Annotated in this window: 16 protein-coding genes and 1 pseudogene; all 17 read right to left on the reverse strand. The window is 41.7% G+C overall.

Translation table 11 applies throughout. The features are described 5' to 3' along the window. Nucleotides 1-13 precede the first annotated feature (13 nt). Nucleotides 14-2,671: a phosphoenolpyruvate synthase gene (gene ppsA, locus AM231_RS10395; RefSeq protein WP_054402549.1), complete on the reverse strand. Its 2,658-nt coding sequence runs from the start codon at nt 2,669-2,671 to the stop codon at nt 14-16. Between the two features lie 270 nt (nt 2,672-2,941). Next, complete coding sequence (locus AM231_RS10400) at nt 2,942-3,364, reverse strand: SRPBCC family protein (protein ID WP_054402550.1); 423 nt, start codon at nt 3,362-3,364, stop codon at nt 2,942-2,944. Nucleotides 3,365-3,563: 199 nt separating this feature from the next. Further along, nucleotides 3,564-3,704, reverse strand: a pseudogene (locus AM231_RS29920) (glycosyltransferase); the annotation flags it as partial. Between the two features lie 96 nt (nt 3,705-3,800). Next, nucleotides 3,801-4,118: a thioredoxin family protein gene (locus AM231_RS10405; RefSeq protein WP_054403610.1), complete on the reverse strand. Its 318-nt coding sequence runs from the start codon at nt 4,116-4,118 to the stop codon at nt 3,801-3,803. Nucleotides 4,119-4,120: 2 nt separating this feature from the next. Beyond that, nucleotides 4,121-4,492 carry a MerR family transcriptional regulator gene (locus tag AM231_RS10410; RefSeq protein ID WP_054402551.1) on the reverse strand — a complete coding sequence of 124 codons (372 nt, stop codon included), beginning with the start codon at nt 4,490-4,492 and terminating at the stop codon, nt 4,121-4,123. A gap of 148 nt (nt 4,493-4,640) precedes the next feature. Then, nucleotides 4,641-6,806 (reverse strand): heavy metal translocating P-type ATPase, encoded by a 2,166-nt coding sequence (locus AM231_RS10415; protein WP_054402552.1) that lies wholly within the window; start codon nt 6,804-6,806, stop codon nt 4,641-4,643. 187 nt (nt 6,807-6,993) lie between these two features. After that, nucleotides 6,994-7,365 (reverse strand): ArsR/SmtB family transcription factor, encoded by a 372-nt coding sequence (locus AM231_RS10420; RefSeq protein WP_053493162.1) that lies wholly within the window; start codon nt 7,363-7,365, stop codon nt 6,994-6,996. A 125-nt stretch (nt 7,366-7,490) separates the two neighbouring features. After that, nucleotides 7,491-8,531, reverse strand: a complete 1,041-nt coding sequence (locus AM231_RS10425; RefSeq protein WP_054402553.1) for a flavin-containing monooxygenase — start codon at nt 8,529-8,531, stop codon at nt 7,491-7,493. A gap of 89 nt (nt 8,532-8,620) precedes the next feature. Then, entirely contained in the window at nt 8,621-9,166 is a 546-nt protein-coding gene (locus tag AM231_RS10430) for a DUF1697 domain-containing protein (RefSeq protein ID WP_054402554.1), read from the reverse strand. 190 nt (nt 9,167-9,356) lie between these two features. Further along, entirely contained in the window at nt 9,357-10,358 is a 1,002-nt protein-coding gene (locus tag AM231_RS10435) for a zinc-binding dehydrogenase (RefSeq protein WP_054402555.1), read from the reverse strand. 330 nt (nt 10,359-10,688) lie between these two features. After that, a complete protein-coding gene (locus AM231_RS10440) occupies nt 10,689-11,303 on the reverse strand; it encodes a DUF421 domain-containing protein (protein WP_054402556.1) in 615 nt (204 codons plus the stop codon). 237 nt (nt 11,304-11,540) lie between these two features. Beyond that, complete coding sequence (locus AM231_RS10445) at nt 11,541-11,966, reverse strand: disulfide oxidoreductase (protein WP_054402557.1); 426 nt, start codon at nt 11,964-11,966, stop codon at nt 11,541-11,543. A gap of 195 nt (nt 11,967-12,161) precedes the next feature. Further along, a complete protein-coding gene (locus AM231_RS10450; RefSeq protein ID WP_054402558.1) occupies nt 12,162-12,386 on the reverse strand; it encodes a helix-turn-helix domain-containing protein in 225 nt (74 codons plus the stop codon). A 10-nt stretch (nt 12,387-12,396) separates the two neighbouring features. Next, nucleotides 12,397-12,879 carry a DUF2975 domain-containing protein gene (locus AM231_RS10455; protein ID WP_054402559.1) on the reverse strand — a complete coding sequence of 161 codons (483 nt, stop codon included), beginning with the start codon at nt 12,877-12,879 and terminating at the stop codon, nt 12,397-12,399. Nucleotides 12,880-13,114: 235 nt separating this feature from the next. Continuing rightward, nucleotides 13,115-13,717 (reverse strand): class I SAM-dependent methyltransferase, encoded by a 603-nt coding sequence (locus AM231_RS10465; protein ID WP_054402561.1) that lies wholly within the window; start codon nt 13,715-13,717, stop codon nt 13,115-13,117. Nucleotides 13,718-13,846: 129 nt separating this feature from the next. After that, complete coding sequence (locus AM231_RS10470; RefSeq protein WP_054402562.1) at nt 13,847-14,650, reverse strand: undecaprenyl-diphosphate phosphatase; 804 nt, start codon at nt 14,648-14,650, stop codon at nt 13,847-13,849. Between the two features lie 121 nt (nt 14,651-14,771). Next, nucleotides 14,772-15,659, reverse strand: a complete 888-nt coding sequence (locus AM231_RS10475; RefSeq protein ID WP_054402563.1) for a LysR family transcriptional regulator — start codon at nt 15,657-15,659, stop codon at nt 14,772-14,774. Between the last annotated feature and the right edge of the window lie 78 nt (nt 15,660-15,737).

Genomic DNA, 15,737 nt, shown 5'->3' on the forward strand with positions numbered 1-15,737 from the left:
GATGCAGTCGTTATCATAATATTTCGATATATCCATCTGTCCCATGCACGCGAATCCGTTGCCCGTCTTTGATCCGCTTGGTGGCATTATCCACTCCTACAACAGCAGGCAAACCATATTCACGGGCAATAACGGCTCCATGAGTCATCAGTCCACCGACTTCGGTAACCAGCCCTTTTATGGATACAAACAATGGTGTCCAGCTAGGATCAGTAAATGCGGTGACTAAAATATCCCCGTTCTCCAGTTCTGCATCCTCCATGTTTAAGATGACGCGTGCCCTTCCTTCGATCACTCCGGATGAAACAGGCAGCCCTACAATCGCATCGTTAGGGAGATTGTCTCGTTTGTACGTACCTGTAATAATTTCACCGTCAGACGTCATCACACGTGGTGGAGTTAGTTTTTCATATAATCTGTACTCGGCTTTTCGCTGGCTAATGATCTGTCTGGTCGCAAGCTTCGCTTGCTGCTCGACCATGGATCCCGGGTCTTTCCGTTCGTTTGAACGTACGACTTCGCGAAGTTCTTCAAAAGTGAAATAGTATATGTCTTCTTTTTCCTGAATAACGCCTGCTTGCACAAGTCGCTCGGCTTCTTCCAATAATGCCAGCTTATAAATAAAGTAGCGATGAACCATGCCGTACTTAGGATATTCCCTGTACCCGCTGAAATTTCGGATGTAATCGATCATTCGTTTGGTTTCTTTGGCTTTATGTTCACCGTCCGGTAATTGCTTCAATCGACTTAATAATTCTTGTTCTTTTGCTAGTGCAACGCGGCGTCCTTGCTCAAATTTTAGATGGCTGGCATTAGGCGGAGTGTTTTTGATGTTGCCAAGAATTAACGGGACAAGTGTCATGGGTTGTTCGCTCCACCGAGTTCTGGTGATATCGATTTCCCCGGCACATCGCATGCCGTACTTGCTGAGGTAATCATGGATCGCATCACGGGTCTCCGGTCCACCTTCCAGCTTAACCAGTTCATCCATAAAGTGATCATCTTCTACTTGATCCAAAAATTCAATGACTTCCGGATATGGACGAATTACATCTGCGACATCCAGCAGCGCCAGGCCCATTTCCGAAGTTATATTACCAGGTACAGATTGAGCTAGCGTATCTGCTGCGTTCTTTTCACCCAACCACTTGTGCATATTTTCATTGATCCATGTTGCAGCATTCATAGCAGCCATAATCACGGCAGAACTCTGTGGGTCAAATAGTATTTTCTTGAGCTGCTGTATATCTTCCAGAACAAAATCGAATAAATCTTCTCCTGTTTTACTCTGGATATGTTGTTTTAACTCTTCGATTGATATTTGACTACGCTTGATCAAATCAGATACGATGGTCGAATCGTTTTCAATCTGTGTTTGAACACCAAGGGACGCTACTCCTTTGCTGCTATGGTTAGGTTGCGCCCCTTCCGGTCCAGCAGTTTCTGATCGTATAAAATCTCCCCGGTCGATTATGGTCATAAGTGCGTCTTTAATGAGCGGATCTGATTGTCCCAAGGTATTTAATATCATATCTCTGCTGGCAGGTGAGATGAGCATAGGTGTAACATCCACAAATAATCTTCCCCCAGCTGTACGCATAGGCGCCGGAGTTGTAAGCAGATAGAAGGACAATCCCAATGGTTTGATCGGATCCGTCATCATTTGTTGGTGACCCACAGATACATAGACGTGATTGTCTTGATCATTCGCTTCAGGAATCGGGTATAAAGTCGTAATCGGCCGGCTCTGGACAATATAAAATGTATCATCGGACAGACACCATTCGATATCCTGCGGCTGGCCAAAATGAGCTTCGATCTGTCTGCCAATGCGAGCCAATTGCATAATTTGTTGATCCGTCAGTGTTTGAGTCTTTTGCTGGTCAGGATCAAGCTGGCGGGTCTCTGTGCCGCCTTCTGCCCGTGCATCTAAAGCCATTTTTTTTGCTGCAATTCGTTTATCGATTATTTCCTCTTCCTGTACTGTATAGCCATCAGCAGATACCAAGCCAGAGACCAGTGCTTCTCCTAGCCCAAAACTTGCATCAATGGATAGCAGCTTTCGGTTAGAGGAGATCGGATCTGCAGTAAACATAATTCCTGACGCTTGGGGGAAGACCATCCTCTGAACGATAACAGATATATAAACTTGACTATGATCAAATCCATTTTGCATACGGTAGATGACTGCACGATCCGTAAAAAGGGAAGCCCAGCATTTGCTGATATGCCTTAGAATAGCTTCTGTACCGATAATATTTAGATAGCTGTCTTGTTGACCAGCAAAAGAAGCATGCGGCAAATCTTCGGCTGTTGCACTGGAACGCACGGCATAAGCATGTTCTTCGCCATACTGGAAGAGATAATGAGTCACTGCTTGCACCACATCAGAAGGAATTTCAGTTTCTAAAATGAGCTGCCGAATTCTTCTGCTAATTTCACTAATTTGCTCCCGATCTTCTGTTTTTAGCTTAGTTAATCGACCCAGCAACCCATGATACATCTCGTTTTGTTCGATTGCTCGTTGAAATCCAACCGTAGTAACACAAAACCCTTCGGGTACCTGTATTCCTTCGATGTTTGATAACTCACCCAGATTTAATCCTTTTCCGCCAACGAGTAAAAGCTGAGTTTTATCCGTTTCCTGAAAGCTCACAGCTAAAGAATTCACTAAGCATCTCTCCCACCCATTCAGTTTGCTAAAAAAACATTTGACAAGAGATTCACCCGCATGTTATTCTTGATATATAAGATGAAATTCTCATGTCTAAATGTAAGATACGATTTGCTTTCTGATTGTATCATTGACTCTGTACATAAGCAATAACAAAGAATCTGATGATTTTGCACAGGTTCTTTTTTTGTTGGACTTTTTTCTGATTTAGAGATAGAAAAAGCGCGTACCGCAGTCGGCACGCACCTATGAAATCCATATGATCTTTTATTTATGTATAGACGACTCCACATACTTCTTAAAATTGTCCAGTATCGCTTGCCATCCGGCTCGCTGCATTTCAATTTCGTTGCTATCTTCTGCATCGAACGATTCGACGACCCGTGTGTCGTTATCTTGACTGAAAAACTCAACTTTTACTTTTCTGCCGTCAGGGATCGTATACGATATTCTTTCGTTCTTATTCACTTCGTCATAGACTCCGGTAAAATCAAACCCAAAACTCCCGTCTTTCGCTTCCATTCTCGAGACAAACGTACCGCCAACCTTTAAATCATTCTCCGCATATGGGGTGTGCCAATCTTCCGAAGCAGCATTCCACCCTGTAATATGCTTCGGCTCTGTCCAATATTCCCACACCTTTTCAATAGGGGAATGAACAACGGTTTCCACTGTAATCGTTGATGCCATAATACAGCCTCCTTTAAATTTAGTACGATTGATTACACTTTTTAAAATAAGATTCAAAGAATGATTTGCCTGCTTACATTTTACCAGAAAATTGCATCTGTGATTTGTTTTTTTGATTGCTATGTATATATAAAAAAAGCTTTTCATAGCCACCCCTAAGGATGATTATGAAAAGCGTATCTGCTATGCAACTTCTATCTTAAAACTTTTCAGGAAACTGTTTGATAATCCCTTCTGTGAGGATATCCGCTAAATGAATCATATGGATCTCGTTTTTGTCGGTTGCAGCAATATCCGCTTTCTAGTCACCTTTCAAGCAGTTAACAACGATCTCCATAATCCTTTTGCTACGTACATTTATCTGCTCCTCTGTATGTCTGAAGGTACCAGTTTTATACAGAGAATGTTCTTTAATTGTTCAACCTGATACATAGTGTCAGGATTTAAAACTAGAGGCCGCTGCTTGGTATACGATTTTCGGTCTAAGTCCTATAATTTTATCTTGAGGCTCTCCATGATGATATACAATCACTGTCGGCATCGACATGATCCCGAACTCAGCTGCAAGCTCTGGTGACAGGTCACAATCCACCTGAAGGACTTCCAGATACTCTTCTTCATTTCTCAGCTCTTCAAGAATTGGCTTAAGCACTTTACAAGGCGGGCACCAGCTCGCACCGAACTCAACTAAAGTGATGGACTTTTCATTAATTGCACTTTGAAAACTTACTTGATCAATCATAGGTAAACTCATCATTAAAACTCCCCTTCAATTGTATTTTGTTCATCCAGAATGGACTGGATACGTTCTTCTAAATTAGACTTGATGTTATTTAACAACTGAATTTGTGTCTCAATTTCATCAAGCTTTTGGCGATAAATAGGAAGCACCTCTTGGCAGAAAGCTTCTTTGTTCTTTAAAACACACTGTAAAAAGCCAGCAATTTGTTCTGTCGATAATCCAAGATTAAGGTACAATTTGATACTCTTGACCTGCTCCTCCGCAAAAGGAGAATATTCACGATAACCGTTCTCACTTCGTACCGGTGTAATTAATCCTTGCTGTTCGTAATATCGGAGAGATCGAATGCTGACACCGGTGCGGAGGGATAATTCCCCGATCTTCATACTTCAACACCTCCTTAGTGAACGATTCGTAATCATTGTAAACCCTGACATTAGTGTCAGAGTCAAGTTATTTTTAATGAATACGTTTGGTAACAAACTTTCCTGTTTGTAAGTAAAAAAAGAGCCGTGACCGGCTCTCTCTTATTATTTAGCTTCTAAGAATACGTACCGCGTTCAAAACGGCTAACAGTGTTACACCAACATCTGAGAATACAGCTTCCCACATGGTCGCAATTCCGAATGCCCCAAGGATCAAGAATATCGATTTTACTCCTAATGCGAAGATAATATTTTGCCATACGATTCTTCTTGTACGCTTTGCAATATGAATGGCAGTCGATATCTTGGAGGGTTCATCTGTCATGATCACGATATCTGCTGCTTCAATAGCTGCATCGGAACCAAGTCCGCCCATGGCAATCCCGACATCCGCTCTGGCCAATACCGGCGTATCATTGATACCATCACCGACAAAGGCGATTTTCTCTTTCGGGTTCTTTTCACGATCCAATTTTTCAATCTCTTCGACTTTATGTTGTGGGAGAAGTTCAGCATGAACTTGGTCCAGACCAAGCTGACGTCCGACTGCTTCACCTACCGTTTTCGAATCACCTGTTAACATAACCGTCTTTTTGATGCCCAGTTTCTTCAAAGCTCGAATGGCTTCGGCCGAGTCCTCTTTCACTTCATCGGAAATGACAATGTAGCCTGCATATTCCCCATCCATACTAACGTGTACGATGGTACCCAGATCTTCCGGCTGCTCAAAAGGAATGTTCTCTTTGATCATTAACTTGGCATTTCCAGCGAGAACTTCCCTGCCGCTTACTTTTACTTGAATACCATGACCTGATATCTCATTATAATCCTCTAATTCTTGCTCATGTATTTCTTGTCCATACGCAGCTCTTATGGACTCAGCAATGGGATGGGTAGAATGCATTTCAGCATAAGCCGCAAACTTAAGCAATTCCGCTTGTGTCATTGTTCCTTTTGGCTGAATTTTTGTTACTTTAAATGCACCTTTCGTAAGCGTTCCCGTCTTATCAAACACAACATATTTCACATCGTTCAGTGCCTCAAGATAATTGCTGCCCTTCACCAGCACACCCTTCTTGGAAGCTGCTCCAATACCGCCAAAGAATCCAAGGGGGATTGAAACCACTAAAGCACAAGGACACGAGATAACAAGGAATATAAGAGCACGATATACCCATTCAGAGAATGTAGCCCCATTAATAACCAAAGGCGGGATTACGGCAAGGAGAACCGCAACAATCACAACCACCGGTGTATAATAACGTGCAAACTTTGTAATGAAATTCTCCGTTGGAGCTTTCTTATTGCTAGCATTCTGAACCAGGTCTAGAATTTTGGAGACCGTTGATTCGCCAAACTCTTTGGCGACCTCGATCGTCAACACACCGTTTTTGTTAATAAAACCACTCAATACTTCAATGCCGGGCTCCACTTCTCGCGGTACGGATTCCCCGGTTAGAGCTGAAGTATCCATAGCGGATTTACCTTCGATAACCTTCCCATCAAGCGGTACTCTTTCACCAGGTCTTACGACTATATAGTCGCCAACTTTGACTTCCTCGGGAGAAACACGCTTGGTGTCATTCCCCACTTTTAAATTCGCATGATCCGGACGTATATCCATTAGGGCACTGATTGACTTCCGAGAGCGGTTAACCGCAATCCCCTGAAACATCTCCCCGATTTGATAAAACAACATAACAGCTACACCCTCAGGGTATTGTTGAATTGCAAAAGCACCCAGTGTCGCAATTGTCATGAGGAAATTCTCATCAAATACCTGTCCACGAACGATGTTCTTCACAGCTCGAAGGACAACATCTCCACCGATAATGATATATGCCGCTGCAAAAAGTGCGAATTCGACATAGCCTGAGAATGATGTGAGGAAACCAATTACTGTAAGGATCGAACCGATCACTAATCGAATAATGATACGTTTTATATTTTCATTTCCGTGATCATGTGAATGGCCATGCTCATGATCATGCTGATCCTCTTCCGATCGCACAGTGCCAGTTCCGGCATTCCCTTTTTCGATCACACGAATATGAGGTTCCAGAATGTTTACTTTCGCCTTGGCTTTGGTTACGGCACTTTCCTCGTGCCCCGCCGCCGTTTCCAAGGTTAGCGTTTTGGTTACGAAATTGACGGAGCAGGTTGTAATTCCATCAATTTTCTTTACGCCATTCTCAATCTTCATTGCACAATTTGCGCAATCTAATCCTTCCAGGATCAATTCTTTTTTCGCTTTTGATGTAGTTTGAGCATTCATTCCTTATTCTCCTTCCATCAGCACTCCCGATAACACTTGAACACTTATTCATATATTATTAAACCCATTATATTCAAATGAAAAGTCAGATGTCAATGATTTCGCATATTCTTAACAAATGAAATGAGAAATAGTCTCACTGACATAAAAAAACACCAGCAGTCGCCTGCCGGTGCTTTTAATAGTATTATGCATGCATGGTATGTTCTAGGGTTTGTGTGAAGATTTGCTCGATATGCGTATCATCCAAAGAATAAAACACAGTCTTACCAACTTTACGACGTTTCACAATTCTCATATTGCGCAGATACCGCAGCTGATGCGAGATCGCGGACTGTCCCATCTCAAGTAGTACAGAAAGATCATGGACACATAATTCTTTCTGTAATAGAGCATTGATTAATTTAATTCGAGTTGGATCACTGAAAGCTTTAAACCAGTCTGCCACTTTAATAGCTGCCTGCTCATCGATCATGCCTGATCTAACTTGCTGCAAATCAGCATCAGTGCCAAAGCATGATCCATCACAATCTTCAACCAAGGGATTTTTATGCTCCATTTATGTTCCACCATCCTATTTACCATTACTACTTATTGTATAGCAAAGGCAAGAAAAACGGAAGGATTACGATTAAGAAACCCGAATTGATTGAAAATATACATAATCTCATTATCGTTATCTCTTCAAGGCTGGTTCACTAAATGATCAACAATTCTCTTGGCATCGTACTTTACCCATCCCAGTAATGCAGAACCTCTGCTTGTTTGCCATGGAAATCCTACAAAATAAAGACCGTTCACGACAGACACACCTTCCTGGTGTGCAATATGTCCATTATGAAATGCTTCCTTAATTTCGATCCACTCATGATCTTGCCTGAAACCTGTAGCCCAGATCAAGTTATCGATATGTATAGGTGCTGCCTCATTCTGAAAATATGCCTCATGGTTCGACATCTTCACGGTTCGTGAATGAAGTTTTATGCTTCCTCTTTTGATGAGATGTTTTAATTCTTTTCCATATATTTGTTCAGGTTGTTTATACAACCAACGACCCAGCGTACTATTCCTATTCGCCGTTAAGAAGCCCATTTTATTGAAGTACCAAAAAATACTTTTACCGAAAATATGTAATGGTTTATATCTAATTTCACCGCTCGCGGATAGATGTACTTCATGGGTCTTTGCCAGTTCACAGGCAATCTGTGCTCCCGAATTGCCTGCACCGACTACAAGAACTACCCCTTTCTTAAGCTGCTTACGGTTACGATAATGTGATGAATGCAATTGGATTATGTTACTCCCCAATTGTTCTTGAATGGAAGGTATGAATGGTTTCTGAAAAGGTCCTGTCGCTACGATGACATTCTTCGAGGTAAACAGTCCATGGGATGTAGCTGCTTCAAATACCCCGGATCTCTTTATTAATGAAAATACTTGAGTATTTCCTTGTACTGAAAGCTCCATTCGCCTAACATAATTCTTCAGATAATCAGCAACCTCATCTTTATGAGGTAGGCCCTGAGGATCTCCGCTAAAGGGGACAGCCGGTAAGCTATTGTACATTCTTGGTGTAAACAGATGAAGTGAATCATATCGGTTTCTCCAAGAATCACCTACCTCCTTATGTTGATCCAGAATAATAAAATCCCGCGAATTTTGTTTGAGATAATAAGCAGCCGCTAGCCCAGCTTGTCCACCGCCGATAATGATCGTATCCAACATCAAAGTATGCAGCCTCCTGCAATTTTAGATGCTATATTAACATATGAGCACTTATTCATCAATTGATTTAATTAGTAATACTCCCAGTATTACTTTTCAGATGCCAGCATAAGATCATATATTTTGCGAGTTGTATTTACATTTCTTGCTGTTATTTTGCGATATATATTAGATCCGATAATTTTGGTCATGCCACTTCTTGTGAGATTCTGCTTATCAACGGACCAGATGATTGCTCCTGCAACATATATCACCGTATCAATATCGGGTTTGATGACCAAGCTGTCCAGAACAGTTTTATTATTGATTTCGTCCCATAAAAAAAGCACATCGCATTTCATATTAGCGTCGTTTGTCCACGTTTCCGGAAGCACGGACATGATTGTTTTCATATCATCAAAATTAAGAACCAGTACTTTGATTTGTAATCCAAAGTTTTCTTGAATAGATAATTCCAAAATGCGGGATATTTCCGCCTTAGTTCCGGTATGGCATGTGAAAACAATATTGCCTGAATTGATATACGTAACGACATTGTTCATACCGGCCTGCTCGAAAGATATTTTTAGCTGCTTCATATCGATTTTATTATTTCCGCCTACATTGATCCCGCGGAGTAATGCGACATAGACCATAGTTACCTCCTAAATTGATATTGTTCGATACTCGGGTGTATCTGCCTCTCCTTAATTATTCACTCGGGAGGGAAAATTTCCTTTTATAATGTGCATTATACTAAAATAAAAAAAGGTCTCATATTATGCGACCCTTAGATTTATATATGAATGAACATGTGATGATAGGCTTTTAGGGTGTGCGCATGCATTATCTGCTCAAACTAGTCAGATCCAACCCAATATTGCCAAACTGTTCGCCAGCCCTCATCCGGCGGAATGCTTCCACTGTCTCATCTAGCGGGTACATCTGGTCGATCAGCGGCCGAATGGCGTGCTCTTCCATAAACCTTAACATATCTCCGAACTCCTCCCGACTTCCCATCGATGTTCCGATCCAGGAAAGCTGCGGATAAAACAAAGCCCTTAGCGGAACCTCTACCGCATCGCCAGAGCTGGCCCCAAAGCTGACGATCCGCCCATTCGGTTTGATCACTTCCAAGTATTTAGAGAAGGTAGCCGGACCGATGCTATCCAGGATCACATCCACCTTCTCTCCTTTCAGTTCTTCATTCCAATCCCCTCCGCTGAGCACAGCATGTTGCACAGAAAAGCGGCGTGCTTGTTCAAGCTTGGTTTCGTTCCGTGAAGTGACGCTCACGACAGCTCCTACAGCTTGCGCCATAAGCATGGCGTAGGTAGCGACCCCGCCTCCAATTCCAGGGATGAGCACATGCTCGCCTGCCTTGAGCTTCGCTCTTGTGAACAGCGCACGATAGGCTGTTAATGCTGATAGTGGCAGCACTCCTGCTTCCTCCCAGCTTAGGTTCTCCGGTTTGCTGAAGGCATTTTCCGCTGGAATAATGACGTTCTCTGCAAATGTTCCATTTGTGGGTCCTCCAAGGATCTGCGGCACGGTCGGTACTTCTTCGATTTTATCCCAACCGATTGTTGGATGAATGATCACGCTTGCGCCAACATCCCATCCATTCACTCCTTCACCCACAGCATCAATGATGCCTGCGCCGTCGGAACCCGGAATGAGCGGACCATCCGATGAACTTCTTCCCTTCATGATAAATAGATCACGGTGATTTAGTCCGGCCGTCTTTAAACGGACCCTGATCTCACCGGGACCCGGTTGCTCCGATATCATATCGCCGACCCGAAGTCCATCCAGCCCACTGCGACCATGATGAATAGCTGCTTTCAAATGAATTCCTCCCCTTCTTTTAAACTGTAGGCTGTTTTGTTCATTGTATAGTAGGCCTCGAAGCATGTAAAATTATAAATCTGCTTTTTAGCGATGATAATATCCCAGTCGATAGAGCAAGATGCTAACCAAAATCATGGGGGGAATCCCTTACTTTTTCTCCTCAATAATTTCCATATGAATGTTGACCATTAAAAAACCTTCTGACAATTAATCAGAAGGCGTAATACAGTAATAGGTATGTAAATAGAAATTGTGTGTACATGGTCCCGCGGCGTTATATTTTTGTTCAGCGGGCTCCCTGAATTAGCATTACAGATATGCTGGAGATTACTGAAGCTGTTTGTTTGTCACGTGTTGATCTCCTTTTCTTATCTCGTTAAATAAGGTTGTCTCTTGGTTAGGTAAGTTCGAGATTGCAACATCACTCCCATCTTCTGTACCGTTGAAGTATTTAGATAAGAGGCTTTCCAATTGCGAAACAGTTACCGGTTTGGCCGAATCCTTCAGTTCGTAACCGAGTTGGCCGTTTGGTTCGATCGTTGCTGTCTTAACATCGCTTATTTTTGATATTCCCTGCAGCCGCAGCTTCATTTCCAAAGCATCCACGGTTAATCTCAGTTTTTTTAAATTACGCTCATCCAATTGTCCGCCCTCAATAACAATAATGGCTGGCCCTTTAATCCACTTCTCAAACCGATTGAAGCGAACCTGCAAAATCTCAACAGATATTAATACTAATATAAACACGATTGCGGCAAGGCCGGTAAGGAGTATACTTTCTTCAGCAATGGGTTGAACAATGATAGTGCCAATTGAAATCATGGTAATCGTTGTAGGAATGGTCATCTGTGATATGGACTTTCTTCCCGAAATACGAAGCAGCAACATTCCAAATATAATTAATACAAGCGATTTCCAAAACTCATCCCAATATTGATTCATAAGAACATATTTCCTTTCTCTTCAAGTCCCCCCTTACTCTGTACATTTTATACAGCAATTATTCGTCAAAATCTTCCGACTGTACATTAAAAGAATCGGATGTGTAAACCGAGCTGGCGTAATAAATATGATATAACATCGAGCTACAAAGGTAGCACGGGTGAACGTAAATCATTCGAGGAATAATGTGTAAACAACCCGGCTTTTTTCTTTGGTATGAATAAAGTTACTGCTTCTTTACTGGCTTGTTTGTTGTTTCTGCGAGCGAACGGCCATCAATAAAGCAATTGCGATGAGCACGAACGCGGTAAATGCCAGCATCGGTATAGTCAACCAGCCGAACCAATTCAAATAGTCATTCAAGCAGGACACCGGCCCACATGCTGCACTATCCGACGCTTTGGGGAGCTTTTGAATAATACTGTGATAAGTAGATATACCTCCGCCAATAATGACAAGGGGTAGGATGTATGGGACGATGTGTGTCTTTTCCCGATATGCTGCAATTCCTAACACGATGACTAACGGGTACATAAAGATCCTTTGGTACCAACATAAGACACATGGCGTAAAATGCCAAACCTCGCTAAGAAACAAACTTCCGCTAGTTGCCACAGCAGATACAGTCCATGCAAAGAATAACCAAATTCCTGTTTTACTCATCTCTAATAGTTCCTCCCTTCCATTTTTGTCTGCCACCATACGAGATGATTTGTTCATTATTCATCTGGTTTTCTCATTTTCTCTTAATTGTCTATATATGAAAATGGCTCCTTCGGGCTATAGAACGTACGATGGCTGTCGGCTGTGAAACTTAATAAAAAAAATCGCCGAAATGGCGGCTTTTTAGTTGCTGCTTTATGTTCCTTCCGTGAACTCATCACTCTTGTATTCTAAAATATCTCCTGGTTGGCAATCGAGCGCTTTGCAAATAGCTTCTAACGTTGAGATCCTAATTGCTTTGGCCTTTCCGTTTTTCAATATAGACAGGTTGGCCATGGTTATTCCAACCCTCTCCGAGAGTTCGGTTACGCTCATCTTTCGTTTAGCCAGCATGACATCAATATTGATAATAATCGCCATAGTTATCACCTCAGACCGTCAAATCATTTTCAGATTTTATATCAATTGCCTCTTTTAGAAGCTTTTGAAGAACAGCAGCAAAAACAGCAATCACCATGGACGCAAAAATTAGAGCTAATCCAATGATTATGATGCCTGGAGCATCGTCCTTCTCGGCTATCAGATAGAACAGCGGCATGCCTACCACAAATATGCTGCTGATTATGGTTGCACAGTATTTTATATTTTTTAATACGCGTACAGATAGTTCTGAAAAAGCTTTGTTCTGGTCAATATAGCCTAAAAGCTTATAAGCCTGATACAAAGCAATATAAAAAGGTATCGCGGCTGCATACAAATCGATAAAAACGAGATATTTCAAATAATTATGTTCTGGATACAATTGTGCAATAAAATGTGCTATCACAGGCACCACAAATATGCACAATGCAAGAACTGGAATACCAATGAGAATTACGGCTATCCTTAGAAATAGTGTAGACCCTCGCTTCATAAAAAGCACCTCACTTCATTATTATGAAATTGATTTTAGCAAAATATTTATCGTTTTGCAATAAATAAGTATCGATTAATATTGTATTTATATTGTTATCCCATGAAAATGTAAAAACGAATCGACCACTCTTCACTTTTGAGATATAAGCTTGAATACCTGTGCAAATGGATAAATTATTGCAAATAAACGCAATAAAAGCCGCATTCACTGCGGCTCTCCGATGAAGCAGATATTATTTATGAGAATCAAGAATAAACATCGATGCATCTTGTCCCATGAATAGCTTACTCCCGTTATAGAAGGTTTTAGACTGAATATGCCTATACCCTATTTGCGTCATCATGTCAGTGAGCTTGGCTTGATCAAATCCGTTATGAACCATATCGGAAACCACATTTTCGTTCTTATTAAAATCTATGATCAGTAGATGCCCTCCATCATTCAGAACACGGTAAAGCCTGGACAACACCAATTCAATATCTTGAATATGGAGCAGCACCTGAGCCATGAATATATAATCAGCATGTACGCCTGCCAGTTCTTCCTTTTCAATATCAAAGCATAATGTAGCAGCATTATGAATATGTAGATCAGAAATTTTATGCTCTATTTGCTGAACCATACTAGGAGAAGTATCCACAAATAGCATCGAATCAAAACCATCTATCAAGTTCATACCGACTAGGCCAGTACCACACCCGAAATCCATAGCTTTCTTACTCTTGGCATCAACGATATATTCGCGAAGGGCATCAGCAGATGCCTGTGCAATTTGAATTCTCTCCGGCGTGTCATAGGTATGAGCAATCATTTCAAACTTATCAGTATTTCCCATTAGCATCCACCTCTCTAATCTGCTTTTGATTACATACATGGGATGACATTCTATCAAAGTAGCAGCCTATAGTCCACATTTTTTATTTGTGATTGTGGAAGAGCAGAACACTGTATGAAAGAAGGAGCATTACCGTATAACGATGAAATAGAAGATAGCTGCTAAAGCAAAACGGTATAGAGCAAACCATTCCAATCGAAGCCGCTTAATCAGTTTAATGAACGTTGCAACGGCAATCAATGCCACAAGAAAGGATGTTATAAAGCCAATTACCATCAGAATAAGATCATCGGCATTCAGTAAATTGCGGCTATCGTATAAATCCAACAAACTTGCTCCAAACATAACAGGCACAGATATCAGGAAGGTAAAATCAGCCGCGGCTTTTTGGCTAGCACCGAGCAGCAGACCAGCCGAAATGGTCGTTCCCGACCTCGAGAATCCCGGCCACAACGCCAAACATTGGAACAGGCCAATCCCCAAAGCTTGTCTATAATTCATATCATCCATCGTATCAGCGGTTTTCGTCCTCTTGCTCCGTGCTGCGAGGATCATCAACAGCCCTCCTGCAATTAGACCGATCAAGACAGGGGCCGGGCCGAATAACTGGCTTTTTATCGTGTCCTTTAAGAGAAGATATAAGATTAATGCTGGTAACATCGCCAAGATCATATGAATGACATTTAACCCTTTACTTTGGGCAAAATCCATTCTAACCAGATTAGCACCAATCTCCATATATCTTTTCCAATAAAGGATCAGAACAGCCATCACAGCACCCAATTGAATCACAATTTTAAAAGTTATGGCAGCCTCTCCATCAAAATTGAGCAAATCGCCCGCCAAAATCAGATGCCCGGTTGACGATACTGGTAAAAACTCAGTTAAGCCCTCTATGATGCCAAGGATGATTGCTTTAACTACGTCCGTCATTAGTCGTTTTCCCCCCATCGGAATTAATCTCGTATAACCATTTCCAGTATAAGGGGGACATCCATAGGTTTCCCATCGATTAACATGACATTATTCAGTTTCGCATGACATTTTTGTCACTTTACTTAGTTTGTAATTTACACTTTGCTGCATGAATGAAGGCTGCCATCGAAGGAGAAATCCATTTTTCACGATGCCAAAGCATTTGCGCCGAAAATGAAATACTTGATAAATCCCACGGTAAAGCAACCAACTCCCCCTCTCTCAACTCATCCTTTAAAGCCATTTCTGGCAACAGGGCAATCCCAAGGCCCGCCATGACACATTGTTTAATCGCTTCTACGCTGTGAAACTCTAGTTCGTTTAAGGCGTTGGCTTCTTTCAAGATGGACTGGTGAATATGAGAGCGATAAGAACAGCTCTTCTCGGTCAACAAAAAATGTTCTCCATGAAAATCATCAAGGACCAGCTGGGAACGGGATGACAGCAGATGATCAGGAGAAACCACCATTTGAAATGACTCATCCTTCAAAAACTCTGAATGAAGGTCTTTGGCTGCAACGGTTTCATCCAATACAAAAACAATATCAGCAAGCCCTTCTCTCAGACTTTCTTTAAGCTCATGGCCAGACAAGGGACGGAACAAAAGCCGAACGTCTGGATAATGATCACGAAAATGTTTGAGCAAGGGGGGAAGGAAGTATGCGCAAAGAACTTCATCTGCTCCTATTACAACAGTTCCAGCCAATTCTCCAAGCTGACTGGATACACTTTTTGCCTCTTCAACATCATTCAATATTTTATGGGCATACGGCAAGAATTGGCGACCGGCATCCGTTAAAACGACATTCTTGCCTAAACGATCCAGCAATTTCACGCCCAACTCTTCTTCCAGTGCTTTTATTTGCATGGTTATGGTTGAAGGAACATAACTCAATAGTTCAGCAGTTTGACTAAAGCTTCTCGTAGTTGCAAGAGTGCAGAATGTTTTTAGTTGTCGTATTTCCATAAGTTTAGCACCCTCTTCGTTCAAAAAAAATGAATGTATCGATCAAAAACGTTTCGTTGATTTGATGATATGCGTATT

This window comes from Paenibacillus solani (genome assembly GCF_001277345.1).
In the GTDB taxonomy this organism is placed as follows: Bacteria; Bacillota; Bacilli; order Paenibacillales; family Paenibacillaceae; genus Paenibacillus_AQ; species Paenibacillus_AQ solani.

Coding starts and splice junctions, on each gene's coding strand:
- AM231_RS10465 (WP_054402561.1), bottom strand. CDS start 13,717: ATGGGAAATACTGATAAGTTTGAAATGATTGCTCATACCTATGACACG.
- AM231_RS10470 (WP_054402562.1), bottom strand. CDS start 14,650: ATGACGGACGTAGTTAAAGCAATCATCCTTGGCATCATAGAGGGCTTA.
- AM231_RS10425 (WP_054402553.1), bottom strand. CDS start 8,531: ATGTTGGATACGATCATTATCGGCGGTGGACAAGCTGGGCTAGCGGCT.
- AM231_RS10420 (WP_053493162.1), bottom strand. CDS start 7,365: ATGGAGCATAAAAATCCCTTGGTTGAAGATTGTGATGGATCATGCTTT.
- AM231_RS10440 (WP_054402556.1), bottom strand. CDS start 11,303: ATGAATCAATATTGGGATGAGTTTTGGAAATCGCTTGTATTAATTATA.
- AM231_RS10475 (WP_054402563.1), bottom strand. CDS start 15,659: ATGGAAATACGACAACTAAAAACATTCTGCACTCTTGCAACTACGAGA.
- AM231_RS10455 (WP_054402559.1), bottom strand. CDS start 12,879: ATGAAGCGAGGGTCTACACTATTTCTAAGGATAGCCGTAATTCTCATT.
- AM231_RS10400 (WP_054402550.1), bottom strand. CDS start 3,364: ATGGCATCAACGATTACAGTGGAAACCGTTGTTCATTCCCCTATTGAA.
- AM231_RS10430 (WP_054402554.1), bottom strand. CDS start 9,166: ATGGTCTATGTCGCATTACTCCGCGGGATCAATGTAGGCGGAAATAAT.
- AM231_RS10450 (WP_054402558.1), bottom strand. CDS start 12,386: ATGGCGATTATTATCAATATTGATGTCATGCTGGCTAAACGAAAGATG.
- AM231_RS10445 (WP_054402557.1), bottom strand. CDS start 11,966: ATGAGTAAAACAGGAATTTGGTTATTCTTTGCATGGACTGTATCTGCT.
- AM231_RS10410 (WP_054402551.1), bottom strand. CDS start 4,492: ATGAAGATCGGGGAATTATCCCTCCGCACCGGTGTCAGCATTCGATCT.
- AM231_RS10415 (WP_054402552.1), bottom strand. CDS start 6,806: ATGAATGCTCAAACTACATCAAAAGCGAAAAAAGAATTGATCCTGGAA.
- AM231_RS10405 (WP_054403610.1), bottom strand. CDS start 4,118: ATGAGTTTACCTATGATTGATCAAGTAAGTTTTCAAAGTGCAATTAAT.